This is a genomic window from Aliiroseovarius sp. (assembly GCF_965228805.1).
Taxonomy (GTDB): Bacteria; Pseudomonadota; Alphaproteobacteria; order Rhodobacterales; family Rhodobacteraceae; genus JASBTN01.
The window spans coordinates 1,514,001-1,537,364 of the sequence record NZ_CBDDIE010000003.1 but is presented as its reverse complement, the minus strand read 5'-3'; the positions used below and the strand labels follow the sequence as shown (position 1 = coordinate 1,537,364).

Sequence of the window (23,364 nt, the reverse complement as noted above, 5' to 3'; positions counted from 1 at the left end):
CGCGCCGTCATCGGGCCGGTTAGCCGGGGGGCGTGGCCGATTTGCCACCCCCTCGCGCGCTGGTGAACGCGGCTGATATTGAGATCGGCAAAACCCGGTGTTACTTTCAAGGTATGCCCGGCGCCGGGGCTGGACGGCGCGCAGTGAAGGAGGACTATGTCCTGTCTCATGAAACACAGGCCGCCGGTGACGCGGCTGACGCGGAGCCTTCCATGGTGACGGCATCCGATCTTTCGGTCAGCAATGCTCTGCTGGACCGCATCCTGAAATCGCTTGACGAAGACAAGGCCGAAGATGTCGTGACCATCGACCTTTCGGGCAAGTCGGAAATGGCCGATCACATGGTGGTCTGCTCGGGTCGCAGCTCGCGCCAGGTGGCGGCGATCTCGGAGAAGCTGACGGATCGCATCAAGCAGGAGTTCGGCATCTTTTCGAAGATCGAGGGCAAGGACCAGGGCGACTGGGTGCTGATCGACACGGGCGACGTGATCGTCCACGTCTTCCGTCCGGAAGTGCGCGAGTTCTACCAGCTCGAAAAGATGTGGCTGGATCCGGGCGCGGCGCGTACCGGCAACTGAGCCGCGTCACGCGATGCGGGTGCATATCTGCGCGGTGGGCCGCCTTCGGGCGGGCCCCGAGCGCGAGTTGATTGACGACTATCTGACACGGTTTGATCGCACCGGGCGGGCCTTGGGCCTGGGCCCGGCCAACATCGTTGAGGTCGAGGACAAGAAGGGCGGCGGCATGGCGGCCGAAGCGGCCCTGCTGGAGCGTGCCATCCCGAAAGGCGCGGTGATCTGCGCGCTGGATGAACGGGGCAAGCTGATGAGCTCGCCCGATTTCGCCAATCAACTGGGCCGCTGGCGCGATGATGGGCGGGGTGACCTGGCCTTTGTCATCGGTGGGGCGGACGGAATCGACCCAAGCTTGCGCGGGCGGGCGGATGCGAAGCTGTCCTTCGGCAAGATGGTCTGGCCACATATGCTGGCGCGGGTGATGCTGTGCGAACAGCTCTACCGCGCGGCGTCGATCCTGGCGGGCAGCCCGTACCACCGGGTGTGAGGCTGTGGGGACACGCCCGGCTTGCCGTGCTGGCAAGCCGAAGCCGAGCGGAGCGAGGCCCCCCTGCATCAAAATTATTCAAATAATTTTCGCCAACGCTCCAGGCCGGGGCTGCGCCCCGGACCCCGGCGCTAGGCCAGCCCCAGATCGCCAGGTGTCAGCGTGAAGGCCTGGCCGAAGCCACCGTTCAGGAACCCCGCCGCGACCGCGAAGCGCACGAAGCGAAAATCATCGAAATCGACATAGAGTTTCGCCTTGGGGTGCTGGGTCAGGTAATGGTCGCGCAGGGCAGCGTGGGCGGCGTCGCGCCCCAGGAATGCGGCGCGGCAGGTCAGGGTCAGGCGGGGATGTATCAGCGGGTTGCCCTTGGCCTCGGGTTCGCCCACCAGCAGCGAACAGGTCAGGTTGGCCTTCAGGGCCTTGCTGTGAAAGGCAATGTCCGAGATCAGGCTGATCGGGTGACCGTCCAGGTCGGTCGCAAGCGCAATACGGGTGACGAAGGGCGCGCCGGTGTCGGGGTCCAGCACGCCCAGGGCGGCGAAGCCCGCCCCGTCGATCAGGCCGCGGGCGAGCGCGCGCGCCTCGTCATCGGTGGGGCGGATCGGGCCTGTGTCCTTGTCGGACACGCCTTAGCCCACCTGCAGAACGATCTTGCCGATATGCTGGCTGGTCTCCATCCGCGCATGGGCCTTGGCGGCGTCTTCGAGTGCGAAGACCTGGTCCATCACCGGGGCGACGCGGCCAGCATCCAGCAGAGGCCAGACCTTTTGTGCCAGCTCTTCAGCGATGCGCGCCTTGGCCAGGTCCGACTGCGGGCGCAGGGTGGATCCGGTCACGGTCAGGCGTTTCGCCATGATCAGGGCGAAGTTGATCTCGGCCTTCGGACCCGACAGGAAGGCGATATGCACCATCCGGCCGTCCGGCGCCAAGCTCTTGATATTGCGCGCGATATAGTCGCCGCCGACCATGTCGAGCACCAGGTTCGGCCCGCCTTCAGGCTTCATTACCGCGACGAAATCCTCGTCACGGTAGTTGATCGCCCGCTCGGCGCCCAGGTCACGGCAGACCTGGCATTTCTCATCCGAGCCTGCGGTGGTGAAGACCCGCGCGCCGAAGGCATTGGCCAGCTGGATCGCGGTCGTGCCGATGCCGGAGCTGCCCCCATGCACCAGGAAACGCTCGCCCGCCTGCAAGCCACCGCGCATGAAAACGTTGGACCAGACGGTGAAGAAGGTCTCGGGCAGGCAGGCGGCTTCTTTCATCCCCATACCCTCGGGCACGCGCAGGGCGTGGGCGGCGGGCGTGGTGACATATTCCGCGTAGCCACCGCCCGGCAGCAGCGCACAGACCTTGTCGCCGAGCTTCCACTGGGTCACGCCCTCACCCAGCGCGACCACCTCACCGGAGGCTTCCAGCCCCGGCAGCGGGCTGGCGGTCGGGGGCGGCGCGTAGCTGCCTGCCCGTTGCAGCGCGTCGGGACGGTTCACACCGGCAAATGCCACCTTGATCAGGATGTCACCGGGGCCGGGGGTCGGCACGGGCGCCTCGATGGGGCGCAGGACCTCGGGGCCGCCGGGTTCGGAAATCTCGACGGCACGCATGGTTGTGGGCAATGTCATTGGTTGTCCTTCTGTTCCCAATGTCCGGGGTAGTTCGGGCGCGGCTGGCCCGGGGCCTTGATGGTGTCCAGGATCTTGCCCGGCCCCGCCATGAAAGCCTGCGCGAGCTTGTTGTCGCGCGCCTTGGCCTTGAATTTCTCGATCCGCATCACGTCGTCGATGCGCCGGTCCAGGAAGGCCCAGGTGGCGGCGTGACCTTCGCTGTCATCGCCCAGCCAGTAAAGCACCGTGGCGCTGTAGACGGCCGAAAGCGTCGCGCGTTTCGTATACCAGTTCACGTCGCGCGCGCTGTCGCCCAGCGTGTTCCAGATCAGGTCGCAGGTGCCCCAGAGCGCCGCCGCCCCGTCACCCGCATGCTGCGGCAGAGCAAAGAGCGTCATGCCCCGGCGCACCACCTCGCGGTCGGCCAGTTCCAGCCGGAACCGCACCCCGGCGGCAATGCGGTCACGAAAGCGCATGGCGTCCAGATCGGCAGCCTCAAGCCGGGCCACCATTTCCGCGTCGCCCTGCCGGTGATAGGCCAGAGCCATGTCCACGGCGCCGCGTGGGAAAAACCCACGCGCCTGTTCATCGGTCAGCCCGCAATCGGCCGCGGCCGCGTCGAACGCCGCCTGGGTCCAGCCATCGAAAGGCACGTGATCAAGGGCGGCGGTCAGGAACTCTTGTGCAGTCGTCATGGCGGCGACTGTCGCACAGGGCGCAAAGCTGGACAAGCGGGCAAAGCCCTGCTATATGGCGCCTTCCTGCAATTCTGCAAACTCCAACTTAGAAAGGTGGTGAAAACCACATGCAGGTTTCGGTTCGCGATAACAACGTTGACCAGGCGCTTCGTGCGCTGAAGAAGAAACTTCAGCGTGAAGGTGTCTTCCGTGAGATGAAGCTCAAGCAGCATTTCGAGAAGCCCTCCGAGAAGAAAGCGCGCGAGAAGGCTGAAGCGATTCGCCGTCAGCGCAAGCTGGCTCGGAAAAAAGCGCAGCGCGAGGGTCTTTTGTAAGATCTGAACGCATCCGGCGGGCGGGCCAGCCCATCCGCCACGACGACCCCCGCGGCCCGGCCTCGGGGGTTTGTTGTTTCTGGGGGGGCCTGGCGCCCGCCTGATTTGCCCGACTCACCCCTTCTGGGGCACACTGGGGGCACAGCACACACACGACACACGCGGCGCGCCCCGGGCGCCCGGTGACGCGGATCGACGCAGCAGACCAGAGGCCAGACACGGACCGACCCCAGGGCGCCTTCGCAACCCCGGAGGACACCATGGCCTTATCCGCACGTCTTGAACATCACCTGAGCGCCCGCAAGATCCCCTATGCGACGCTGAAACACCCGTTCACCGTCACCACCGCCGAATGCGCCGAGGCCGCCCATGTGCCCGGCGATCACCTGGCGAAATCGGTTCTGATCCACATGGAGGAAGGCCCGATGCTGGCGGTCGTGCCCAGCAACCACCAGGTCGACCTGCATGCGCTGCAGGGCATGATGGACCGCCGCCTGGGCCTGGCGGGAGAGGAAGAGCTGCGCGAGCTCTTCGACGATTGCGACCTCGGCGCGGCCCCGCCGGTGGGCGAGGCCTACAACCTGCCGACCGTGGTCGATGACAGCCTGACCGGGCTCGACAAGGTCTGGTTCGAGGGCGGCGATCACCGCACCTTGGTCGAGATGCGCGGCCGCGATTTCGACCGGCTGATGAAGGGCGCCAAACACGGCTCCTTCTGCTGCATGCACTGAAACCGTCCCCCGCCCAGCACGCCAGTGAACCGGCGGGGCAACCAGAAAAGGAGAAAAACACATGAAACCGGTTGTTCTGTTGGTCGGGCGCCTGCCGGATGTGATCAGCAACGTGGCGCGCCAGCTCGAGGATCTGCCGATCCAATGGCTCGGCGCCCATGACCGCGAGGAGGTCATTCACCAGCTCGAGGCCGAGCCGGGCATTCGCGCGGTGGTGATGGGCGCGGGGCTGGACGATGCAATCCGCGGCGAGCTGATCGGCGTCATCGCCGCCCGCCGCCCCGACATCTGCATCCACCTCAAGGACCGCGCCTCGGGCGTGCCCGGCATGGCCCCCTTCGTGCGCCGCGTGGTGGAAATGGAGGTGCTGGAGAAGGCGCGGGTGTGAGGCAAGCGTGCCCATCGGGCGCGCGTAGACCGACAGCGGTTCAATTGAACCGCGAGAGGTGGCTCACCGCCACCCCTCTCTTTTCCTTGCTTCAAATATCTCGGGGTGAGGCCGCCAGGCCGAGGCAAGCGGGCACCCTACGGTGCCCGCGTCGGCTGGCAGCGGTTTCAAAGAAACCGCGTGAGGCGGCAGCGCCCCTCCAAGGCTCACGAAGTGAGCCGCGAAGCTCTCGCGGTGCAAGCACAGCTGCCGCCCTCCGCGCGTTTTGCGATGCAAAACGCGCTACGCCTTCTCGCGGTGCAAGCACCGCTGTCAGGGTCCGCCAGTTTCGCAACGCGAAACTGGCTACCCCCAACCCGGCACAAGCATCTTCGATGCGCAGGGCCGGGGCGGGAGCGCCCCGGCTGCGCAAAAACCCTCACACCTCACGCAGGTTTTCCTGCACGGCGGCGATAATTTCCTGCGGGTGGGTGTAGCCGATGCCGTGGCCGGCACCGTCGACTTCCAGCTTCCAGGCGTCGCGGTTCCACATGGTCAGCTTGCCGATGGCGCTGGCGGGGATCACATCATCCTCGGCGCCCCAGATCGACACCACGGCGACATACATCTTGGCGAGTTCCCGGTGTTCCTCTTCCAGCTCCTCCACCAGCATGTGACGTTCGCTGGACAGGACGGATCGCAAGTAACCCTTGGTGCGTACATCGGCGGCAATCCGGTCGGGCAAGTCAGGGATCACCGTCGGCCCCTCGGCATCCGCATGGGCCCCCCATTTCAGCAAAAGCCCGCCGAACGCCATCCACAACCAGGTGCCGAACCGCCCGGAAATGCGCGCCTGTTTCAAGAGCGGATGCGGCGTGTAATCCATGCCCGCCGAGGCCAGCATGAACAGCCGGTCCACCCGCTCGGGGTGTTTCGCGGCATAACAGGTCGAAATCGCCCCGCCCATGGAATAGCCGAACAGGCAGATTTCCTGCTCCTCGGGGATGCCCAGCGCGGTGAGCAGTTCTTCGAGCTGACCGACAAAGAACTCCTTGTCCTGCTCGCCCGCAGGCCGATCCGAATACCCGCGCCCGTAGAGGTCATAGGTCAGGATGCGGAACCCCATCAGGCTCAGCCCATGGAAGAGCCCCGAAAACACCCAGCTGGCCGAGCTCAACCCATGCACCATGACGATCACCGGCCCGTCCACATGGCCGTGCCACTGGTAATGGGTTACCCCGCGTGACAGGGTCACGAATTCGCCAGGCGCGTCCCGGCGCGCGGCGGCATCCATCGGGCGGCGGGTGCGTTCGATCAGCCAGGGCGCGGCGATCACCAGCGCCAGGAGGGCAAGGAAGAGGTAACCGATCAAGCCGCCCTCCACAGCACCGGGAACCAGTCCTCGCGCAGGCGCTGGCCGCTTTCCATCCCGTGCCCCGGGAAGGGTGGCGAGGTGCGTCCGGGACGCTCGATATAGCGCGCGTCATCGCCCATCCAGCGCAGGCTCAGCGCCCGGCGGCGGGTGTCGGCAAAGTTGCCGCGCGCCCCGTGTACGGTGCGATAATCGAAAACGACGATATCGCCGGGCTGCATCGGCCATTCCAGCACCTTCATGTCGCCCGGGTTGGCATCCGGGTCCGGCACCGGGATCCAATCCTGTTTACCTTCGTAAAAATCGCTGTCATCGGCCCAGCTGACGGGGCGCACCATACGGTCCCATTTGTGGCTGCCCGCGATGAAACGCAGGGAGTTCTCGCCCACCGGATCCAGCGGCATCCAGAAGCTGGCGGTCTGCTCACCCTCGACGAAATAATAGGGCCCGTCCTGGTGCCAGGGCGTGGGTTTCGGCGTGCCCGGTTCCTTGACCAGCACGTGGTCATGGAAGAACTGCGCGCTCTGGCTGCGCATGAGCCGCGCGGCGATCTCACCGGCCGGGCTTTCACGCACCAGGCGTTCATATTCCGGGATGCGGGTCCAGTTGACATAGTCGTCGAAAAAGCGCCCTTCGGTCACCGCGTTCTCGGACGCATATTCGCCCGGCTCGGCCATGTTGCGTTCGACCCCCGCGCGCATCACATCGACCCAATCGGTCAGCGCACCGGGCACCATCACCACGCCATCACGCTGGAAGTCCTCGATCATTTGCTCGGTAATCTGGGGCGCGCTCATCTTTCTCTCCACGCTTCTAGAATGTAGGTGCTGGTCATCAGGTCCAGGTGGGCCCCGCCGCCGTTCTTGAACAGCGTAATGTCTTCTGGCGCACGGGAAAAGGCGCCGCTGGCCACATCGTAGTAATCCCCCACAACGTCGTCGCGGCTGATCACGCCGCGCGCCAGAGGATCCTTGAACTCACCGATATGGTCCAGCACCGTCTCACGGCTGTCCATGAACAGGCGGGCGCGTTTGAGGGCCGCGTCATCGGCCTCGCGCATGTCCGGGCGATAGGCGCCGATCAAGTCAATGTGCTGACCGGGTTTAAGCCAGTCACCCTTGAGGATCGGTTCGGTCGTCATGGTGGCGGAGGTGACGATATCGGCGGCACGCACGGCGGCTTCCAGATCGGGGGCGACGTCGGTGTCAGGGAAGTCCGTGGCGATCGCCTCGGCCCCCGCCGGGCTGCGGTTCCAGATCAGGAAACGGGCCGCCGGGAAAGTTGCGCCATAGGCTTCACGCAGGGACCGCGCGACAGTGCCCGCACCGACGATCAGGATCACCTCGCTGTCGGGCCGGGCGAGCAGGCGGGCGCCCAGCACGCTGTCCCCCGCAGTCTTCCATTTCGTCACCAGCAGGAAGTCGACCAGCGCCTCCAACGCGCCGGTCTGATCGTTATAAAGATTAACCGCGCCCTGGATCGAGCCCAGGCCGCGCGCCGTGTTACCGGGCACGATATTGGCGGTTTTCACCGCGCTGCCCAGCCCGTCGATCCAGGCAGCGCGGGACAGCATCGTATCCGCGCCGCGATAAAGAAAACTGTCGGCAACCTCGGCCTTGGGCATCCTATGCCCGGCCAGGAAGGCATCGCCCAGCGCGGTCCAGTCGAGCAGCGCTTCGGCCTCGGGGGGAACGATCTCGATGCTCACAGCGCGCCCTCGTCCAGCAGCCCGGCGGCGGTCAGGCGGGCGACCCAGGCCTCGGGTGTCTTGAAGACATGGCCCTGCCAACCGCGCGCCTCGGCGGCGGCGATGTTTTCCGCCCGATCATCAACGAAGAGCAGCTTTTCGGGCGCGATGCCGCAGTCTTCTTCGACCATCTCATAGATGCGCGGCGACGGCTTGGTCACCGCCATGTGGCCCGAGATATAGCGGCGGTCGAACTCGGACAGAAAGGTCTCGCGCCCCTCGGAGAGGGCGAAGGAGCCGATGCCGAAATTCGACAGGGCAAAGACCGGGATACCGCGCGCCTTGAGCGCACGCAGGCTGCGCACCGAGAGGTCGATCACCGGGGTGGCCAGGTCCAGCCAGCGGTCATGCCACCAACGGATTTCCTGTTCGAATTCCGGATATTGCGCGGCGGTGCCATAAATCACCTCGCGAAAATCACCGCCACGATCGACCAGTTCGTTCATGTGATGCAGGTCCACCGCGTCGAACATGGCGCGGCGCCGATCCTCACCGATCCAGCGATCATAATGCTGTTCAGGCTGCCAAGTGATCAACACGTTGCCAATGTCGAAGATCACCGCCTCGGGTCTGGGAAGGGTCTGTGTCATGGCGCGACCCTAACGCGGGTCCGGGCCAAGGGAAATGCAGAAAAACGCCGGTGAAACCGGGGCGGGCGGACCGGGTTATTCGGCCGCTGCAGCGCCGTTCTGGCCATGGTAGGTAACCAAGGTTGCCAAATCTTCAGGCGCGGTCTGCGCGGGAAGACAGGCGCAGGCATTTGCAGAATGGGCAAAGATCGACCCGTCGGAGAAGAAGCTGGAGGCGGTGACGACGATCACCTTGGCCTCGGGTCGACGATAGGCCGCATAGTCGGCGACGGCCAGCGCCGAGACGCTGTCCAGGTCCAGGTTCAGCACGATCACATCCACGGCGTTGCGTGTCAGAAATCGCACCGCACCTTCCTCGTCGGTCTCCAGATGCACCTCGGCGTCCTGACGCTCGAGATGGTGCTTCCAGATCCCTCCAAGGTCTTGATTGTTTTCGACAATCAGAACACGCATTGTGCCTACTCCATTTCATTAAAGTATCGCATAAATGGGCCGGAACTTCCATTTGAATCCTATTGATTGGTTAAGCATCGGCGGCCTCGCGCATAGCGTGTCGCACGCGGCGAAAGGAATGGACAAAACGTTGCAATTCGGGTTGAAACCGGGGGCGAAAACCGCGGGCGGCGGCGGATGGCCTGTCGATAGCGTCAAGTAAAATCGTCGCAATTTGCAAATCGCGCCCCATCCGCGACCCGCACCTGTCCAAAGGTCGATTTACCCGCATAGCGAGGGAGATCGCTGTTAACACAGGTTAATTGCAACCGGGAGATGTTCGAGCCGGGCATCTCATACAGAGGCGGGCAAAGGAATCACCTGCCACCAGGGAGGACACGCATGGCAGAACGCGATCACGGCGGCGGGCTGGACGCCGCGCGGACCAGATTCGGCGGCACCCCGGGCGATTGGCTGGATCTGTCGACAGGGATCAACCCGGTGCCCTATCCGGTGGGAGACACCGCGCCCGAAGCCTGGATGCGCCTGCCCGACCGGGGCGCCTTCGACCGGTTGGAACAAGCGGCACGCAAGTTCTGGAACGTGCCCGAGGGGGCGGCGGTTCTGGCCGCGCCCGGCGCCTCGGCGATCATCGCACGGGTGCCGCTGCTGGGCGTGCCCGGCGTGGTCGACATCCCGGCACCGACCTACAATGAACACGCCGCCGCCTTCGCCGCATCCGGCTGGCAGGCGGGCACAGACGGCCAGGCCCGCGTGGTGGTGCATCCGAACAACCCGGACGGGCGGCTGTGGGAGACGGGGTTGGACGCGCCCCTGATGGTGATTGACGAGAGCTTCTGCGATGTCACACCGGAGGCCACGCATATTGCCCGCGCCACCACGCCCGGCACGCTGATCCTGAAAAGCTTTGGCAAGTTCTGGGGCCTGGCCGGGCTGCGGCTGGGGTTTGCCATTGGCGATCCGGCTCTGATCGACCGGCTGCGGGACGCGCTGGGGCCTTGGCAGGTGTCCGGCCCCGCGCTGGAGATCGGCACGCGCGCGCTGGAGGATCTGGCCTGGGCCGAGGCGACCCGCGCGCGGCTGGCGGCGGACACGGCGCGGATGGACGCGATGATCACGGCGAAGGGGGCCAAGCTGGTGGGGGGCACGACGCTGTTTCGCCTCTATGAGGTGGACGATGCCGAGGGCTGGTTTAACCGGCTCGGCGCGGCTCATGTCTTGACCCGCATCTTTCCCTACTCGAAGGTTTGGATAAGGCTGGGCCTGCCCGGCCCGGATGGTTGGGAACAGTTGGAGCGTGCCCTGTGACGGTTGTGATTGCGATGCTGCTGGATGCCCTGCTGGGCGAACCGGACTGGATCTGGCGGCGCGTGCCGCATCCGGCGGTGCTGATGGGGCGCGCGATCGGCTGGCTGGACGAACGGTTCAATCGCGGCAGCATGATCGTGGGCGGCGCTGTCTTTGCGGCTCTGGTCGCGGCGGCGGGCGCCCTGGGATTGCTGCTGAGCGCCCTCGGACCGGTGGTCGAGATCCTGATCGGCGCGGTGCTGATCGCACAGAAGAGCCTGGTGCAACATGTGCGCGCCGTGGCCTCGGGCCTGCGATTTTCCCTGGCCGAGGGGCGGCGCAATGTCGGCATGATCGTCGGGCGTGACACCGGCGGCATGGACCGCGCGGCGGTGGCGCGCGGTGCGATCGAAAGCGCGGCCGAGAACCTGTCTGACGGGGTGATTGCGCCGGTCTTCTGGTTCCTGGTGGGCGGGCTGCCGGGGCTCTTGATCTACAAGGTGACGAACACGGCGGACAGCATGATCGGCTATCGCACGGCGCGGTATGAACGTTTCGGCAAGGCGGCGGCGCGGTTCGACGACCTGTTGAACGTGGTGCCCGCGCGGCTGAGCGCCGTGCTGATCCTGGCCGCGCATTTCCGCCCCGACGCCTGGGGCGCCGTGCGCGCGGATGCACCCAAGCATCGCAGCCCGAACGCCGGTTGGCCGGAGGCCGCGATGGCGCAGGTGTTGGGCGTGGCCTTGTCGGGCCCGCGGACCTATGACGGGCAGATGCGGGATTATCCCTGGGTCAATATCGGCGGGCGGCGCATGCTGACCCATGAGGACATCGACCGCGCGGCGGGTGCGCTGTGGCGCACCTGGGCGCTGTTGTTCGGGCTGATCGCCGCCGGTGTGATGATCATCGCGGTTGTCTGAGGGGCGAAACCCTCTATCCTGCGGGCAATATCTTGCAGAGAGGGTTCCATGCGTATCATTCTTTCCGCCGCCGCGCTGATCATCGCGGCCGGCACCGCCAGCGCCAATGTAAGCGTGCAATGTGGCGGCAGTTTCTCGAATTTCACCGCCAAGATGATTGATGCCGCCGTCGCAAAGGGGCATGACCGGGAGGACGCCCAGCGCTTTTTCGCCTCTGTCCGACACGATCCGGCAACGATCAAGGCCGACCGCGCGCAGGGGATTTTCCAGAAGACATTCACCGAGTTCTCGCGCCAGCTGATCAGCCAGAACCGCATGGATCACGGCCGTCGCAACCTGCAGCGCCACAAGGCGATCTTTGACCGGATGGAGCGCCAATACGGTGTCTCGCGCGGGGTGCTGACCGCGTTCTGGGCGTTCGAGACGGATTACGGCGGCTATCAGGGCAATTTCAACACGCTCAATTCGCTGATGACGCTGTCGCACGACTGCCGCCGGCCGGAGCTGTTCCAGCCGCAGGTCTTTGCCGCGCTTGAGCTGTTCGAACGTGGCGATTTCGACCCGGCGACCTCGACCGGCGCCTGGGCGGGTGAGATCGGCATGGTGCAGATGCTGCCCGGCGACATTATCGAAGCTGGCGTGGACGGCGATGGTGACGGGGTGGTGGACCTGCGCCGCTCGCCCGCCGATGCGCTTCTGTCCGGCGCCAATATGCTGAAACGCCTGGGCTGGCGCGCAGGCGAGCCGTGGTTGCAGGAGGTCGTGGTGCCCGACAACCTGGACTGGTCGAAAACCGGGCTGGATACGACGATGAAGGTCAGCCAATGGGCCAAGCTGGGCGTCAAGGCACGCTCGGGCAACCTGGGGGCGGGGAACCTGAACGCGTCAATCCTGCTGCCGCAGGGTCGCAAGGGTCCGGCCTTCATCGCCTACCCGAACTACCGCGTCTATTTCGAGTGGAACCAGAGCTTTGTCTATGTGACCACGGCGGCCTATTTCGCCACCCGGCTGGAAGGCGCGCCGGTGTTTGACGCGGGCAACCCGGAGGCCGGGCTGTCCGGCGCACAGATGAAGCAGTTGCAACAGAAGCTGCAGGCGCGTGGCCACAACGTGGGCAAGATCGACGGCATCCTGGGCGCGCGCACCCGCGCCGCCGTGCAGAAGGAACAGGCGCGGTTGGGCCTGCCCGCCGATGCCTGGCCGACGGCGGCGCTGTTGAACGCGCTGTAATCGCCGGGCTTCGAACCATCACGCCCTAAACAGAAAACGCCGCGGAGATCCCGCGGCGTTTTGCGTTTCCCAACTCGGGTAGGGCTTACCAGCCGATGGTCGCCTCGAAGCCCTCGAACTCTTCAACCCAGAGCGCCACGACCGAGGCGAAATCGACATCCGACATGCCCTGACCGCCCATGTAGACGTCATATTCCAGCTTGGTGGTGCCGCCGTCGTTCACATAGGCGCGCGAATAGCGGTGGTCGGTGTTCCACTGGTTCACCATGTCGATCGAGACCGAGCTGCCGGTGTCATAGCCCGAATAGAACTGGATCGACCCGCAATCGGCCCCGCCGGTGCAGTCGTAGAAGAAGATGATGTATTCGCTGCCGGAATGGCGCACGGTGATCATCGGATCATCGACGCTGTCGCGACCCAGGCGCGCGGGCACGCCTTCGTTGAAGTAATAATCCATGATCGACTGCGGATTGCTTGCCGTCACGTTCTGTGCGCTTGCCGTGGTGGCCAGCATCGCCAGTGCGCCCGCCGTCAGAACCGTTTTGAAACCCATAAATCCTCTCCTGGAATTGGTGTTGTTTGCGGCAAGCTTACGCAGCGAGGGCCGGGCGGGCAACGGGGGAAATCCGGAAATTGACCTTGGCGCCGCCCGCACGGTTCCGGCGGCGGCAGGCCGGATCAGGCGACCATCGCCTCGGCCTTCTTCAGATCGACGCTGACCAGCTGGCTCACGCCCTGTTCGGCCATGGTTACGCCGAACAGACGGTCCATGCGGGCCATGGTCACCGCGTGGTGGGTGATGATCAGGAACCGCGTGTCGGTGCGGCGCGTCATCTCGTCCAGCATGTCGCAGAAACGGGTGACGTTGGCGTCGTCCAGCGGCGCGTCGACCTCGTCCAGCACACAGATCGGCGCGGGGTTCGCAAGGAAGACACCGAAGATCAGCGCGAGCGCCGTCAGGGTCTGTTCGCCCCCCGACAATAGGCTGAGGGTCGACAGCTTCTTGCCCGGCGGCTGGCACATGATCTCCAGCCCCGCCTCCAGCGGATCGTCGCTTTCGACCAGTACCAGCTTGGCCTCGCCACCGCCGAAGAGGTGGGTGAAGAGCATGCTGAAGTTGTTGTTGACCTGCTCAAACGCCGTCAGCAGGCGTTCGCGGCCTTCCTTGTTCAGGCTGGCAATGCCGGTGCGGAGCGCGCGGATCGCCTCTTCGAGGTCGGTCTTTTCCTTGACCAGGGCGTCGTGTTCTTCCTGGACTTCCTTGGCGTCTTCCTCGGCGCGCAGGTTCACCGCGCCCAGCGCGTCGCGCTGGCGTTTCAGGCGGTTCACATCGTGTTCGATCTGGTCGGAGGCGGGCATCTGATCCGGGTTCACCTCGAGGCTGTCCAAAAGCTCCTGCGGAGAGACCTCCTGTTCCTCCTCGATGCGCTCGGCGGCATAGGTCACGGTCTCGCGGGCAGCATCGGTGCGGGCTTCGGCACGGGCGCGGGCCTCGCGGGCTTCACCGGCCATGCGGGCGGCGTCGCGTTCGGCACCCGACGCCTCGCGCTCCTGGTTCTCGCCCTCGGCGAGTGCGTCGGCGGCCACCTTGCGACGCTCTTCGGCCTCATCGATGGCCGCGGACAGCTCCTCGCGCTTGGCGGCCAGCTCGTCGGGGGCGGCGGTGGCCTCGAACAATTCCTCGGTCGAGGCTTCGCGGCGGTCCTCAAGCTCGGCAATGCGCCGTTCGGCGGTGTCCAGGCGGTGGCGCCAGCCGCTGATTTCCTTGTGGATTTCCTGGCTGCGCTTGACCCGCGCCTCGCCCTCGCGGCGCAACTCGTCATGCGACGAGCGGCGCGTCATCATGGTCATGCGCGCGGCTTCGACGGTCATCTTGATGTCTTCGACCTGGGCGCGGGCGGCGTCCAGGTCGCCCAGATCGGCCACGGCGCGTTCGGCCTCGGCCAGACGCTGACGGGCGCCCATCGCCTCTTCCTCGTGGCGGGTCACAGCAAGGCCAAGGTTTTCCAGCTTGCCGCCAGCGATATTGCGGTCGGCCTCGGCGCGCGACAGGGCGCGGTTGGCCTCGTTCACCGCACGGTCGGCGTCGCGGCGGCGTTCGCGGGCCAGCTTGTCGGCCTCGGTGGTCAGGACCAGCTGCTCCTTGAGCATATCATGCGCCGCGCGGGCACCATCGGCGCGGGCGCTGGCCTCTTCGAGGTCCTGTTTCAGCTCCTGCAAGCGGTTCAGCTGTTCCAACCGCAGCGCGGCGGTGGAGGGCGCATCCTCGGCCCCCGCGCGGAACCCATCCCAGCGCCACAGGTCACCTTCCAGAGACACCAGCCGTTGGCCCGGTTTCAGATCCGGTTGCAGGCGGCGCGCGTCTTCGGGGTCGATCAGCCCGACCTGGGACATGCGGCGCACCAGAACCTCGGGCACGGTGACATAGTTGGTCAGCGCCATGACCCCGTCGGGCAGCGGCTGCGCCTGCGGGTAGCCGGGCAGCGTGGCCCAGCCGGAGGGCGCATCGCCGTCAATCGCGGGGGCGCGCAGATCATCCGCCAGCGCCGCGCCCAGCGCCTTTTCGTATCCGGATTTGACCCGCACCAGATCCAGCACCTGGCCCTGTTCGGACGAGTCGCGTTCGACCAGCCGCGACAGAGCCTGCACCTCGGCATGGAGCGCATTCACCTCGCCCTCGGCGGACGAGCGTGCGGCGCGGGCGTCGGCCTCGCGCGCCTGGGCGTCGGCGCGGGCATCATCGGCGGCGGCCAGCGCATCTTCGGCCATCTCGGCGGCTTCGGCGGCCTGTTCATGGGCCTCGGTCGCGCCTTCAAAATCCTCCTCGGACCGGGTCAGGGCCGCGCGAGCCTCCTCCACGGCGGCGCGCGCTTTGCCCGCTTCGCCTTCGGATTTCGCCAGCGTTTTCTGGCTGTCTTCCAACAGGCGGTGGGCAGATTGGTGACGGGCGGCCAGGCGCGCGACATCCTCGGTCAGCTGGGCCAGATCGCTTTCGCGCTCCTCCAGCACGCTGGCGGCCTCGCGCGCGGTGTCCTTGGCCTCTTCGAGCCTGTCGTCATGACCCTCGGAGGCCTTGCGCAGCTGGTCCTGTTCCCATTCCAGCCGCTCGATGGTCTCGCCCGCGTCCTTGTTCAGCCCGCTTTCGCGTTCGATATCCAGGCCCAGTTGGTCGATGCGGCGCTTTAGCGTCTCGATCAGTTCAAGCGCCTGTGCCTCCTGATCGCTGAGCGTGTCGCGCTGGACCTGCAGGCGTTGCAGCACGGCGGCGGCGATGGCCTCTTCCTCGCGGAGCGCAGGCAGCTTGTCCTCGGCCGCTTCGCGCAGCTTGGTGGCGTTGCGGGCGTTGGCCTCGGCCCGGGCGGCCAGCGTGGTGCGTTCGGTCAGCTCAGCCTCGGCCGCCGCGCGGGCCTCATCGGCCTCTTTCCAACGGCGGTACAAAAGCAGCCCTTCGGACTTGCGCAGTTCCTCGCCGATGGTGCGATAGCGCTGCGCCTGGCGGGCCTGACGGGCCAGTTGCGAAAGTTGCCCCGCCAGCTGTTCGATCACATCATCGACGCGGGTCAGGTTGCTTTCGGTGCCCTTGAGCTTCAACTCCGCCTCGTGACGGCGCCGGTAAAGGCCCGAGATCCCGGCGGCTTCCTCCAGCACCCGGCGGCGCGCCTTGGGCTTGGCGTTGATCAGCTCGGAAATCTGGCCCTGACGCACCAGCGAGGGGGAATGCGCGCCGGTGGAGGCATCGGCGAACAGCATCTGCACGTCACGTGCGCGCACGTCCTTGGTGTTGACCTTGTAGGCCGAGCCCGCATCGCGGGTAATGCGCCGCACGATGTCCAGATTGTCGGACTCGTTGAACCCCGAGGGCGCAAGCCGTTCGGAGTTGTCCATCTGCAAGGACACTTCGGCAAAATTGCGCGCGGGCCGCGACGAGGCGCCGGCGAAGATCACATCTTCCATGCCCGCGCCGCGCATCGCCTTGGCGCGGTTTTCGCCCATCACCCAGCGCAGTGCTTCCAGCAGATTCGACTTGCCACAGCCGTTCGGCCCGACAACGCCGGTCAGCCCGTCCGCGATCACCAGATCGGTCGGGTCGACGAAGCTTTTGAAGCCATTCAGTCTGAGTTTGGTAAACCGCACGCGGGGCAAGGCCTGTTACTGATTCCTGTAAAGGATGATTGTTCGGACGCTTCGGGGATGAGTCAACGGCGATCCCCACAATCTGGGGAAAACCGCCGACTTATCCACAAGATATCGTGGTTGTACCCGGGAAAAATCCGGCGCAACCTGCGCGAAATGGTGTTGGGCGGCTTATGGGGGTGAAAATGAGCGTCATCATCGAAACGGGCGATCCGCGTGATCCGCAGGCCACCGCCCTTTTGAAACAGTCCCATGCGCTGATGGAGAGCCTGTTTCCCCCCGAAGACAACCATTTCCTGGATATATCCGAGCTCTGCGTGCCGGAGATTTCCTTCTTCGTGGCGCGTGAGGGCGACCGCGTGCTGGGCACGGCGGCCTTGGCGGACAAGGGCACCTATGGCGAGGTGAAGTCCATGTTCGTCTCGCCGGATGCGCGGGGGCTGGGGCTGGGGATCAGGTTGCTCGACCACCTGGAGGCGCACGCGCGGGCCAAGGGGTTCGGCGCGATGAAGCTGGAGACCGGATCGCTGTTGAAGGCGGCGCATCGGCTTTATGCGCGCGGCGGGTTCACCGAATGCGGGCCGTTTGGCGATTACGAGGCAAACTCCTCGTCACTGTTCATGGAGAAGGCGCTGTGACCACCTATGAGATCGACGGGGCGCGGTTTACCGGGTTCGACGGTTTCTGTGACGAGATTTCCCGCCAGCTGATCCCCGGCATCTATTGGGGGCGCAGCCTGAACGCGTTCAACGACATCCTGCGCGGTGGCTTCGGCACGCCGGAGGGCGGGTTTCACCTGGTCTGGCGCAATGCGGACCTGTCGCAGGACAGCCTGGGCCGGGCCGAGACCCTGCGCGTCTTGCGCGCGCAGCTGAAGGCGGCGACGCCGGTGCAAAGGCCGCTGGTTCTGGAGGATATCGAGGACGTGCTGCGCGGCAGTGGCGATACGCTGTTTGACTGGCTGGTGATGATCCTGCAGGAACACGGGCCCGGCGGCAGCGAGAGCGAGGACAACGTGACCCTGACGCTGCTGGGATCGGACGGGGCGGAGATGGAGCCGTGAGCGCGCCGACCCCGCGCCGTTCGACGGATCCGCGCGCGGTTCTGGAGCTCTTGCACCTCTGTTTTGCCGGGATGGAGGGGCGGATCGACCCGCCCTCGTCGCTGCGTCGCCTGACGGTGGGGGACGTGGCCGCGGCGGAGGTCTGGGTGCTGGGCAATCCGGTGGTGGCCTGTGTGTTCCTGACCGCGAAACCGCACGCCCTTTATGTCGGCAAGCTGGCCGTTCACCCGAACCATCAGGGACTGGGACTTGCGCGTGTCATGCTGGACCACGCCGCGGATCGGGCCCGCGCACTGGACCTGCCCGCGCTGGAATTGCAGACCCGGGTCGAGCTGGTGGAAAACCACGCAGCCTTTCGCGCCCTGGGGTTCGAGAAGGTCGGAGAGACGGCGCACCCCGGGTTTGACCGCCCGACGTCGGTCACCTTTCGAAAGCCGGTCTAGATCGGTTCGCAATAGATCTCGGTCGTGCGGGCGTTGCGCCCTTCGCTTTCCCAATCGGCCACGACATGGCAGTCATAGGCCTGCGGCCCGACCCGTTCGAGCGGCGGCAAGTCGCCCGAGCAGTTCAGCCGCGCCTTGGCCATGGCCTGGTCGCCATCAAAGGAGTTGCCCCGCACCTTGCATCCGGTCGCCTGACGGATCGCCATTTGCGCCTTGGCGCGGTATTCGGTGCGGTCCGGCAGCCATTCACGCGAGGTGCGGATGACCTCGACCCGGTCATCGCGGCGGTAGACGGAAAAGCGACTGCCGTCGATCGTCACCTCTGTCTTCTCCCCCCGCGCCATGCCCGGGGTGGGGCTGTCACAGGCAGTCAGGGCCAGAAGGATGGGCAGGAAAACAAGGGCTTGGCGCATGGGAACCTCCTGCGCCGAGCCTCGCGCAACTTGGTTAACGAATGGTTACCGACCCCGCCCCTGCCCTGCATCAACTTGCCGCATCGGTTTACATATTCTGATATTTTAATATATCACAAAATATGAATGTACGGATGGAGCACATCATGCAACCCAAACGCGCCGCGGACAGCTATAGCCCGCTCTACTTCCTGGCCTCGGTCGGGGCCGGGGGTCTGAACGTGACCTTCTTCATGTACCTGATGTTCTGGGTGAAACACCCGGGCAAACCGGTGCCCACTTTCGAAGACCTCGTTGCCGCCTGGGGAACCGGGTCCACCGCCCTGCAGGCGGGCATTGCCGTGGCGGTGATCGGCATTGCCGCGATGGCCTTCCTGAACCTCAAGTACCTGGTCTGGAACCTCAAGGCTTTCTCGACCTTCCGCAAGACTGACGCCTTCGCCAAGCTCAAGGCGTCGAACGCGGAAACCACCATCCTGGCCATGCCGCTGGCGCTCGCCATGGCGGTGAACGGGCTGTTCATTGTCGGCCTCGTCTTCGTGCCTGGCCTGTGGTCGATCGTCGAATACCTGTTCCCGGCGGCGATGATCGCCTTTTTCCTGATCGGCGTGCAGGCGCTGATGTATATTGGCGACTTTCTGGGCCGCGTGCTGACCAAGGGCGGCGTCTTTGACGTCACCGCGCATAACAGCTTTGCCCAGCTGCTGCCCGCATTCGCCCTGTCGATGGTCGCCGTGGGCTTCTCCGCCCCCGCCGCGATGAGCGGCAATGGCGTGGTCGTCGCCACCTCGCTGGTGCTGTCGACCTTCTTTGGCACCGCCTCGATCATCTACGGCGCCGTGGCCCTGGTCACCGCATTCAACTCGATGCTGCACTATGGCACCGCGAAGGAGAGCGCGCCGACGCTTCTGATCATCATTCCGCTGGTCACCGTGCTGGGCATCATGTTCCTGCGCCAGTTCCACGGGCTGCACACCACCTTCGACGCCCATATGGCCGCCGGCGAGACGCTGGTCTTCCTGGCCCGACTGCTGACGATCCAGGTGGTGTTCCTGGGCCTGGGCCTGACCGTGCTGGCGCGCCAGGGCTATTGGAAGGATTTCGTCTTCGGCAATGGCACCTCGCCCGGTTCCTACGCGCTGGTCTGCCCCGGCGTGGCCCTGTCGGTGATGCTGCATTTCTTCATCAACAAGGGGCTGGTGGCCTCGGGCGTGATGGACAAGTTCTCGCTGGGCTTCTGGGCGCTGAGTACCGTGGCGCTGGTGCTGCAGTTTGCCATGATCGCCCTGGTCCTGCGCCTGAACCGGCAGCATTTCGGTCTGACGGTGGCCACGGCGGTCCCGGCGGAGTAAGCCCCGCCAGCCTCACCCACAGCCTCACCCAAGCGAGCGGGCGGTCTTCGGGCCGCCCGTTTATTGTTCCAACACAAGCAGACACGCGGCGCCCGACCCTGGGTGGGCGCTTGGAAACAGGAATGAGGGGCAAAGCGGCTGCCACACTCGGCACGGCAGTTCAGGTTGAAACGTTGCAGAAGCGCCCTCCCGTGGGAATGTCGGGCGCCGTGGGGCTGCGCCCCACGAATGTGTCATCTTCGCTGACACTCGATCAGCGCCACCCGCGTCACCCTTGCCAACTGCCCGCCCCCGCGCCAAGCTCCGCCCATGACCCAGGACCATGTGACCGGCCACTGCCTCTGTGGCGAGACCTCGTTTACCTACCGCCCGCCCGAGCGGTTCATGGTGCATTGCCACTGCGAAAGCTGCCGCCGCGCCACCGCATCGGGCTTTACCAGCTTCATCGGCGTGCGCGACGGGCAATGGCGCTGGACCGGCCGCCCGGTGGCGCAATATCAAAGCTCCCCCGGCGTGCACCGCAGCTTCTGTTCGCGCTGCGGCACGCAGATGGCCTTCCAGAGCGCGAAATACCCCGGCGAGATCCATTTCTACGCCGCCACCCTGAGCGATCCGACCCATTTCAAACCCACCACCCACGTGCACACCGACGAGATGTTGTCCTGGATTCACCTGGACGACGGATTGCCGCAAAAATGAGGACTTCATGAGTGACCTGACCCTTCTGGGCCTGCCCGGCGCCCTGCGCGCGGGCTCGACCAACCGCCAGCTTCTGCGCAACGCCGCGCGGCTGATGGGGGATGTGGATTACATCGAGGCCGACCTGGCGCTTCCGCTCTATGACGGCGATGTCGAAGCGCGGGGCATCCCCGCCGAGGTCACCAGGCTGGCCGAACAGATCGCGGCGGCGGATGCGGTGGTGATCTCGACCCCCGAGTACAACAAATCGCTGTCGGGCGTGCTGAAGAATGCGCTCGACTGGGTCAGCCGCACGCCGGACAAGCCCTGGGCGGGCAAGCCTGTGGCGCTGATGTCCGCCGCCGCCGGGCGCTCCGGCGGGGAACGTGGGCAGAGCGCGCTGCTGCTCGCCATGATGCCCTTTCGCGCGCGCATCGTGGCGGGGCCGGAGATCTGCCTGGCCGATGCGCGCAACCAGTTCGACGCGGATGGGCGGCTGGTGAATGAGCGCACGGAAAAGAACCTGGGGCTCTTGATGGAAGCCCTCATGGCTGCGGTGTAGAGACCTCGATCAGGTTGCCATCCGGATCACGCAGGTAAAGCGACAGGATCGGGCCGGTTGCGCCGGTGCGCGTGACCGGGCCTTCTTCGACCACGATCCCATGGGCGGCGAAATGCGCCTGCCAGTCCGTAAGCGGTACGTCGGTCAGAAAACACAGGTCGGCGGAGCCGGGCGTTGGCGTGGCGGCCTTAGGCTCGAACTCCGCCCCGGCCCGGTGCAGGTTGATCTTCTGCGTGCCAAAGCTCAACGCCGTGCGGGTGGTGCCATCGGAGGGCTGGAACCGTTCCGCCCGCATGCCCAGTACCGTGGTGTAGAAGGCGACCGTCGCACCGATATCGGCCACGGTCAGCACCAGGTGATCAAGCGATGTGACACGCATGGGTTTTCCTTTCGGGGGCCTGGGTCTACGGTGCCACCATGACCCAGGATATGACCCGAACGCAAAGCGTTTCAGACGCGATGGACCCGGCCCGGGCCGCGGCGCTGTGGACTGCGCTGGACCTGCCGGGTGCGCTGCCCGATGCGCTGCCGCCCTTCTTTCACCAGCTCTATTTCTGGGACGCGCAACCGCCCGGCGCGCTGGGGCGCGATGGCCACCCGAAAGTGGGCGGGCTGATCCCCGACATGGGCCTGCCGCGCCGCATGTGGGCGGGCGGGCGGTTGGAGTTCCTGGCGCCCTTGCAGGTGGGCACCCGGGCCGAAAAACACAGCCGTGTCGAAAAGGCCACCCACAAGTCCGGGCGCACCGGCCCGCTGGGCTTCGTCACACTCTGCCATGAGGTGGTGCAGGACGATGAGGTACGGGTGCGCGAGTATCAGGACCTGGTGTATCGCGAGGATCCGAACCCCAGGGCGCCCAAACCCGTGCCGCCGGTGGCCCGCACCGACGAAGACAGCTGCGAGCACCACAGTTTCACCTCAACTCTGCTGTTTCGCTACTCGGCGCTGACCTTCAACGGCCACCGCATCCACTATGACCTGGACTATTGCCGGGACGTGGAAGGTTACGCGGGGCTGGTTGTGCACGGGCCCCTGCTGGCGCAGCTCCTGATGCTGAAAGCGGCCCGCGAACTGGGCCCGCTCACGGGGTTTGCCTTCCGCGCCACCGCGCCGCTGGTCCATACGGAGAGCGCAGAGTTCTGCCGCAAGGGCACGGAACTCTGGGTACGCGGCCCGGATGGGCGCGGGTGCATGGAAGCCACCGCGCAGGTCTGAGCCCGCGCGGCGCATGACGCGGAGACGCCCGCGCTACATCTCCATCGCTTCGGCGACCTCGACGCTGCCGCCGTCTTCGAGGATCGGGCAGCCCTGCGCGATCTTCACCGCCGCCGACTTGTCGGCCGCATCGACCAGCGTGTAGCCGGACACGGGGTTCGACCCGCCGTTTTCCTCCACACGGTCGGCAAACACGGTCGAGGACATGCCCGCCGGGTTGCCCCCGTCGACCAGCCCCTCACCGATCCCGCCCAGCCAGCTCTGCCAGGCCGCCATGACCTTCTCGACCGCCTCGGGGCTCTCGGGCGCCTTGCCGCCGTGGTAAATGAACATGAATTTCGGCATTTCAAATCCTCCCTTGGTTGGCTTAATCCGCTGCCAGGCTTTCCAGCTTGTTCAGCGAGCTGCTCCACCCCTGTTCGTGATTCTGCGCGATCTCGTCATCGCCCAACTCACGGTGATCCAGAACCAGCCGCGTGTGATCTCCATCGGGCAAGACGGTCAGCGTGACATGGCTTTCGGCCCCCCGCGCATCCTTGTCATCATGCCAGCCCCAGGTGAACCCGACGGAGTTCGGCGGATCCACATGGGTAACCTGGCCCGAGACCTTGTCGCGCCCACCCTCGGCGTTCTGCATGACCGACATCCAGGGGCCGGTGCGGGTGAAATCCAGGTCATCCTCGGGCACATGCATGCCCTCAGGCCCCCACCAGGTCAACAGGTTCGCCCGCTGGCTGATCAGGGCGAACAGCCGCTCGGGCGTGGTGCGGAACCGGCGTTCCAGGCGCAGGTCAGTCATCGGGATGTCCCTCCAGAAAAATGGTTTCTTCCAGGCGGTCCAGGGCAGCGCTCCAGAAGGCGCGATGGCTCTGGGTCCAGTCGCTGATACCGCGCAGGGCCTCCGGGCGGACCGAATAGATCCGCTGCGTGCCGCGCACCTCCTGATCCACCAGCCCGGCCGCGCGCAGCACCTTCAGATGGCGCGAAATGGCCGGGGCCGAGATGTCGTAGCCCGCGCTCAACTCGCCCGCAGGCAGCGCCCCATCGCGCATCAGGCGCTCCACCATCGACAGGCGGGTCGGATCGGCCAGGGCCGAGAATGTCTCTACTAGGTTGCTCATGACTCATTGTT

At 65.6% G+C, this 23,364-nt stretch carries 30 protein-coding genes; 15 read left to right on the top strand and 15 right to left on the bottom strand.

What is annotated here, in order from left to right; translation table 11 throughout:
• Positions 1-113 precede the first annotated feature (113 nt).
• Both rsfS and rlmH read left to right on the top strand, forming a co-directional pair.
• On the top strand, positions 114-578 hold the full coding sequence (gene rsfS / locus ACO07D_RS08720; protein WP_421702560.1) for a ribosome silencing factor: 465 nt from the start codon (positions 114-116) through the stop codon (positions 576-578).
• Between the two features lie 13 nt (positions 579-591).
• A complete protein-coding gene (rlmH, locus tag ACO07D_RS08715; RefSeq protein WP_421702559.1) occupies positions 592-1,062 on the top strand; it encodes a 23S rRNA (pseudouridine(1915)-N(3))-methyltransferase RlmH in 471 nt (156 codons plus the stop codon).
• 131 nt (positions 1,063-1,193) lie between these two features.
• Here rlmH and ACO07D_RS08710 read toward each other — a convergent pair whose 3' ends face one another.
• The 3 genes from ACO07D_RS08710 to ACO07D_RS08700 are packed head-to-tail and all read right to left on the bottom strand — an operon-like array spanning position 1,194 to position 3,358.
• Positions 1,194-1,688, bottom strand: a complete 495-nt coding sequence (locus tag ACO07D_RS08710) for a HugZ family protein (protein WP_421702558.1) — start codon at positions 1,686-1,688, stop codon at positions 1,194-1,196.
• Between the two features lie 3 nt (positions 1,689-1,691).
• The gene (locus ACO07D_RS08705) at positions 1,692-2,675 is read right to left on the bottom strand and encodes an NAD(P)H-quinone oxidoreductase (protein WP_421705012.1); all 984 of its coding nucleotides are present in this window, start codon (positions 2,673-2,675) and stop codon (positions 1,692-1,694) included.
• Between the two features lie 2 nt (positions 2,676-2,677).
• A complete protein-coding gene (locus ACO07D_RS08700; RefSeq protein ID WP_421702557.1) occupies positions 2,678-3,358 on the bottom strand; it encodes a COQ9 family protein in 681 nt (226 codons plus the stop codon).
• A 110-nt stretch (positions 3,359-3,468) separates the two neighbouring features.
• Between ACO07D_RS08700 and rpsU the strand changes: the two genes are divergently transcribed.
• The 3 genes from rpsU (at position 3,469) to ACO07D_RS08685 (ending at position 4,794) form a co-directional block, all read left to right on the top strand.
• Positions 3,469-3,675, top strand: coding sequence for a 30S ribosomal protein S21 (gene rpsU, locus ACO07D_RS08695; protein WP_007255353.1), 207 nt, complete (start codon positions 3,469-3,471; stop codon positions 3,673-3,675).
• A 260-nt stretch (positions 3,676-3,935) separates the two neighbouring features.
• Positions 3,936-4,406 (top strand): aminoacyl-tRNA deacylase, encoded by a 471-nt coding sequence (locus ACO07D_RS08690; RefSeq protein ID WP_421702556.1) that lies wholly within the window; start codon positions 3,936-3,938, stop codon positions 4,404-4,406.
• 61 nt (positions 4,407-4,467) lie between these two features.
• The gene (locus ACO07D_RS08685; protein WP_421702555.1) at positions 4,468-4,794 is read left to right on the top strand and encodes a hypothetical protein; all 327 of its coding nucleotides are present in this window, start codon (positions 4,468-4,470) and stop codon (positions 4,792-4,794) included.
• Positions 4,795-5,212: 418 nt separating this feature from the next.
• Here ACO07D_RS08685 and ACO07D_RS08680 read toward each other — a convergent pair whose 3' ends face one another.
• From ACO07D_RS08680 to ACO07D_RS08660, 5 genes are all read right to left on the bottom strand, one after another.
• Positions 5,213-6,145 carry an alpha/beta fold hydrolase gene (locus tag ACO07D_RS08680; protein WP_421702554.1) on the bottom strand — a complete coding sequence of 311 codons (933 nt, stop codon included), beginning with the start codon at positions 6,143-6,145 and terminating at the stop codon, positions 5,213-5,215.
• Positions 6,142-6,942, bottom strand: coding sequence for a phytanoyl-CoA dioxygenase family protein (locus ACO07D_RS08675; protein ID WP_421702553.1), 801 nt, complete (start codon positions 6,940-6,942; stop codon positions 6,142-6,144). Before ACO07D_RS08675 ends, ACO07D_RS08680 begins: the two co-directional genes overlap by 4 nt.
• A complete protein-coding gene (locus tag ACO07D_RS08670) occupies positions 6,939-7,853 on the bottom strand; it encodes an ornithine cyclodeaminase family protein (RefSeq protein WP_421702552.1) in 915 nt (304 codons plus the stop codon). The genes ACO07D_RS08675 and ACO07D_RS08670 overlap by 4 nt, the downstream gene beginning before the upstream one ends.
• Positions 7,850-8,482: an HAD family hydrolase gene (locus ACO07D_RS08665; RefSeq protein WP_421702551.1), complete on the bottom strand. Its 633-nt coding sequence runs from the start codon at positions 8,480-8,482 to the stop codon at positions 7,850-7,852. The genes ACO07D_RS08670 and ACO07D_RS08665 overlap by 4 nt, the downstream gene beginning before the upstream one ends.
• Before the next feature lie 75 nt (positions 8,483-8,557).
• Complete coding sequence (locus ACO07D_RS08660; RefSeq protein ID WP_421702550.1) at positions 8,558-8,935, bottom strand: response regulator; 378 nt, start codon at positions 8,933-8,935, stop codon at positions 8,558-8,560.
• A 381-nt stretch (positions 8,936-9,316) separates the two neighbouring features.
• On the opposite strand from ACO07D_RS08660, the gene ACO07D_RS08655 reads away from it, so the two are divergent.
• The 3 genes from ACO07D_RS08655 to ACO07D_RS08645 are packed head-to-tail and all read left to right on the top strand — an operon-like array spanning position 9,317 to position 12,372.
• Positions 9,317-10,243, top strand: coding sequence for a threonine-phosphate decarboxylase (locus ACO07D_RS08655; protein WP_421702549.1), 927 nt, complete (start codon positions 9,317-9,319; stop codon positions 10,241-10,243).
• The gene (cbiB, locus tag ACO07D_RS08650) at positions 10,240-11,142 is read left to right on the top strand and encodes an adenosylcobinamide-phosphate synthase CbiB (RefSeq protein ID WP_421702548.1); all 903 of its coding nucleotides are present in this window, start codon (positions 10,240-10,242) and stop codon (positions 11,140-11,142) included. The genes ACO07D_RS08655 and cbiB overlap by 4 nt, the downstream gene beginning before the upstream one ends.
• A 48-nt stretch (positions 11,143-11,190) precedes the next feature.
• The gene (locus ACO07D_RS08645) at positions 11,191-12,372 is read left to right on the top strand and encodes a lytic murein transglycosylase (RefSeq protein ID WP_421702547.1); all 1,182 of its coding nucleotides are present in this window, start codon (positions 11,191-11,193) and stop codon (positions 12,370-12,372) included.
• An 85-nt stretch (positions 12,373-12,457) separates the two neighbouring features.
• Here ACO07D_RS08645 and ACO07D_RS08640 read toward each other — a convergent pair whose 3' ends face one another.
• Positions 12,458-12,925 carry a YbjN domain-containing protein gene (locus tag ACO07D_RS08640; RefSeq protein ID WP_421702546.1) on the bottom strand — a complete coding sequence of 156 codons (468 nt, stop codon included), beginning with the start codon at positions 12,923-12,925 and terminating at the stop codon, positions 12,458-12,460.
• Between the two features lie 125 nt (positions 12,926-13,050).
• On the bottom strand, positions 13,051-16,506 hold the full coding sequence (gene smc / locus ACO07D_RS08635; RefSeq protein WP_421702545.1) for a chromosome segregation protein SMC: 3,456 nt from the start codon (positions 16,504-16,506) through the stop codon (positions 13,051-13,053).
• A 185-nt stretch (positions 16,507-16,691) separates the two neighbouring features.
• On the opposite strand from smc, the gene ACO07D_RS08630 reads away from it, so the two are divergent.
• From ACO07D_RS08630 to ACO07D_RS08620, 3 genes are all read left to right on the top strand, one after another.
• Positions 16,692-17,144, top strand: a complete 453-nt coding sequence (locus ACO07D_RS08630; protein WP_421702544.1) for a GNAT family N-acetyltransferase — start codon at positions 16,692-16,694, stop codon at positions 17,142-17,144.
• Complete coding sequence (locus ACO07D_RS08625) at positions 17,141-17,569, top strand: barstar family protein (protein ID WP_421702543.1); 429 nt, start codon at positions 17,141-17,143, stop codon at positions 17,567-17,569. Before ACO07D_RS08630 ends, ACO07D_RS08625 begins: the two co-directional genes overlap by 4 nt.
• Before the next feature lie 71 nt (positions 17,570-17,640).
• On the top strand, positions 17,641-18,012 hold the full coding sequence (locus ACO07D_RS08620; RefSeq protein WP_421705011.1) for a GNAT family N-acetyltransferase: 372 nt from the start codon (positions 17,641-17,643) through the stop codon (positions 18,010-18,012).
• Here the strand turns inward: ACO07D_RS08620 and ACO07D_RS08615 are convergent.
• On the bottom strand, positions 18,009-18,425 hold the full coding sequence (locus ACO07D_RS08615) for a hypothetical protein (protein WP_421702542.1): 417 nt from the start codon (positions 18,423-18,425) through the stop codon (positions 18,009-18,011). The two genes, ACO07D_RS08620 and ACO07D_RS08615, sit on opposite strands and share 4 nt — an antisense overlap.
• Before the next feature lie 146 nt (positions 18,426-18,571).
• On the opposite strand from ACO07D_RS08615, the gene ACO07D_RS08610 reads away from it, so the two are divergent.
• The 3 genes from ACO07D_RS08610 to ACO07D_RS08600 all read left to right on the top strand — a co-directional run bounded on the left by ACO07D_RS08610 (position 18,572) and on the right by ACO07D_RS08600 (position 21,017).
• Positions 18,572-19,777, top strand: a complete 1,206-nt coding sequence (locus ACO07D_RS08610) for a TsoY family (seleno)protein (RefSeq protein WP_421702541.1) — start codon at positions 18,572-18,574, stop codon at positions 19,775-19,777.
• A 309-nt stretch (positions 19,778-20,086) separates the two neighbouring features.
• Entirely contained in the window at positions 20,087-20,476 is a 390-nt protein-coding gene (locus ACO07D_RS08605; RefSeq protein WP_421702540.1) for a GFA family protein, read from the top strand.
• Positions 20,477-20,483: 7 nt separating this feature from the next.
• Positions 20,484-21,017 (top strand): NADPH-dependent FMN reductase, encoded by a 534-nt coding sequence (locus tag ACO07D_RS08600; RefSeq protein ID WP_421702539.1) that lies wholly within the window; start codon positions 20,484-20,486, stop codon positions 21,015-21,017.
• Here the strand turns inward: ACO07D_RS08600 and ACO07D_RS08595 are convergent.
• Positions 21,001-21,396, bottom strand: a complete 396-nt coding sequence (locus ACO07D_RS08595) for a VOC family protein (RefSeq protein ID WP_421702538.1) — start codon at positions 21,394-21,396, stop codon at positions 21,001-21,003. The two genes, ACO07D_RS08600 and ACO07D_RS08595, sit on opposite strands and share 17 nt — an antisense overlap.
• Positions 21,397-21,434: 38 nt before the next feature.
• Here ACO07D_RS08595 and ACO07D_RS08590 point away from each other — a divergent pair, with 38 nt between their 5' ends.
• Positions 21,435-22,232 carry an FAS1-like dehydratase domain-containing protein gene (locus tag ACO07D_RS08590; RefSeq protein WP_421702537.1) on the top strand — a complete coding sequence of 266 codons (798 nt, stop codon included), beginning with the start codon at positions 21,435-21,437 and terminating at the stop codon, positions 22,230-22,232.
• Between the two features lie 33 nt (positions 22,233-22,265).
• Here the strand turns inward: ACO07D_RS08590 and ACO07D_RS08585 are convergent, their stop codons facing one another.
• Genes ACO07D_RS08585 through ACO07D_RS08575 form a run of 3 tightly spaced genes read right to left on the bottom strand, consistent with a single transcriptional unit; the run spans position 22,266 to position 23,353 of the window.
• Positions 22,266-22,577, bottom strand: a complete 312-nt coding sequence (locus ACO07D_RS08585; RefSeq protein ID WP_421702536.1) for a YciI family protein — start codon at positions 22,575-22,577, stop codon at positions 22,266-22,268.
• 22 nt (positions 22,578-22,599) lie between these two features.
• A complete protein-coding gene (locus ACO07D_RS08580) occupies positions 22,600-23,031 on the bottom strand; it encodes an SRPBCC family protein (RefSeq protein WP_421702535.1) in 432 nt (143 codons plus the stop codon).
• On the bottom strand, positions 23,024-23,353 hold the full coding sequence (locus ACO07D_RS08575) for an ArsR/SmtB family transcription factor (RefSeq protein WP_421702534.1): 330 nt from the start codon (positions 23,351-23,353) through the stop codon (positions 23,024-23,026). Before ACO07D_RS08575 ends, ACO07D_RS08580 begins: the two co-directional genes overlap by 8 nt.
• Between the last annotated feature and the right edge of the window lie 11 nt (positions 23,354-23,364).

Excerpts from the sequence above, each read along its gene's own strand:
- ACO07D_RS08600 (WP_421702539.1), top strand. The coding sequence starts at position 20,484 with ATGAGTGACCTGACCCTTCTGGGCCTGCCCGGCGCCCTGCGCGCGGGC.
- rsfS (WP_421702560.1), top strand. The coding sequence starts at position 114 with ATGCCCGGCGCCGGGGCTGGACGGCGCGCAGTGAAGGAGGACTATGTC.
- rpsU (WP_007255353.1), top strand. The coding sequence starts at position 3,469 with ATGCAGGTTTCGGTTCGCGATAACAACGTTGACCAGGCGCTTCGTGCG.
- ACO07D_RS08640 (WP_421702546.1), bottom strand. The coding sequence starts at position 12,925 with ATGGGTTTCAAAACGGTTCTGACGGCGGGCGCACTGGCGATGCTGGCC.
- ACO07D_RS08580 (WP_421702535.1), bottom strand. The coding sequence starts at position 23,031 with ATGACTGACCTGCGCCTGGAACGCCGGTTCCGCACCACGCCCGAGCGG.
- ACO07D_RS08620 (WP_421705011.1), top strand. The coding sequence starts at position 17,641 with ATGGAGGGGCGGATCGACCCGCCCTCGTCGCTGCGTCGCCTGACGGTG.
- ACO07D_RS08655 (WP_421702549.1), top strand. The coding sequence starts at position 9,317 with ATGGCAGAACGCGATCACGGCGGCGGGCTGGACGCCGCGCGGACCAGA.
- ACO07D_RS08615 (WP_421702542.1), bottom strand. The coding sequence starts at position 18,425 with ATGCGCCAAGCCCTTGTTTTCCTGCCCATCCTTCTGGCCCTGACTGCC.
- ACO07D_RS08595 (WP_421702538.1), bottom strand. The coding sequence starts at position 21,396 with ATGCGTGTCACATCGCTTGATCACCTGGTGCTGACCGTGGCCGATATC.
- ACO07D_RS08610 (WP_421702541.1), top strand. The coding sequence starts at position 18,572 with ATGCAACCCAAACGCGCCGCGGACAGCTATAGCCCGCTCTACTTCCTG.
- ACO07D_RS08690 (WP_421702556.1), top strand. The coding sequence starts at position 3,936 with ATGGCCTTATCCGCACGTCTTGAACATCACCTGAGCGCCCGCAAGATC.
- ACO07D_RS08660 (WP_421702550.1), bottom strand. The coding sequence starts at position 8,935 with ATGCGTGTTCTGATTGTCGAAAACAATCAAGACCTTGGAGGGATCTGG.
- ACO07D_RS08700 (WP_421702557.1), bottom strand. The coding sequence starts at position 3,358 with ATGACGACTGCACAAGAGTTCCTGACCGCCGCCCTTGATCACGTGCCT.
- ACO07D_RS08645 (WP_421702547.1), top strand. The coding sequence starts at position 11,191 with ATGCGTATCATTCTTTCCGCCGCCGCGCTGATCATCGCGGCCGGCACC.
- ACO07D_RS08630 (WP_421702544.1), top strand. The coding sequence starts at position 16,692 with ATGAGCGTCATCATCGAAACGGGCGATCCGCGTGATCCGCAGGCCACC.
- ACO07D_RS08675 (WP_421702553.1), bottom strand. The coding sequence starts at position 6,942 with ATGAGCGCGCCCCAGATTACCGAGCAAATGATCGAGGACTTCCAGCGT.
- ACO07D_RS08605 (WP_421702540.1), top strand. The coding sequence starts at position 20,087 with ATGACCCAGGACCATGTGACCGGCCACTGCCTCTGTGGCGAGACCTCG.
- rlmH (WP_421702559.1), top strand. The coding sequence starts at position 592 with ATGCGGGTGCATATCTGCGCGGTGGGCCGCCTTCGGGCGGGCCCCGAG.
- ACO07D_RS08665 (WP_421702551.1), bottom strand. The coding sequence starts at position 8,482 with ATGACACAGACCCTTCCCAGACCCGAGGCGGTGATCTTCGACATTGGC.
- ACO07D_RS08585 (WP_421702536.1), bottom strand. The coding sequence starts at position 22,577 with ATGCCGAAATTCATGTTCATTTACCACGGCGGCAAGGCGCCCGAGAGC.
- ACO07D_RS08575 (WP_421702534.1), bottom strand. The coding sequence starts at position 23,353 with ATGAGCAACCTAGTAGAGACATTCTCGGCCCTGGCCGATCCGACCCGC.
- ACO07D_RS08590 (WP_421702537.1), top strand. The coding sequence starts at position 21,435 with ATGACCCAGGATATGACCCGAACGCAAAGCGTTTCAGACGCGATGGAC.
- ACO07D_RS08685 (WP_421702555.1), top strand. The coding sequence starts at position 4,468 with ATGAAACCGGTTGTTCTGTTGGTCGGGCGCCTGCCGGATGTGATCAGC.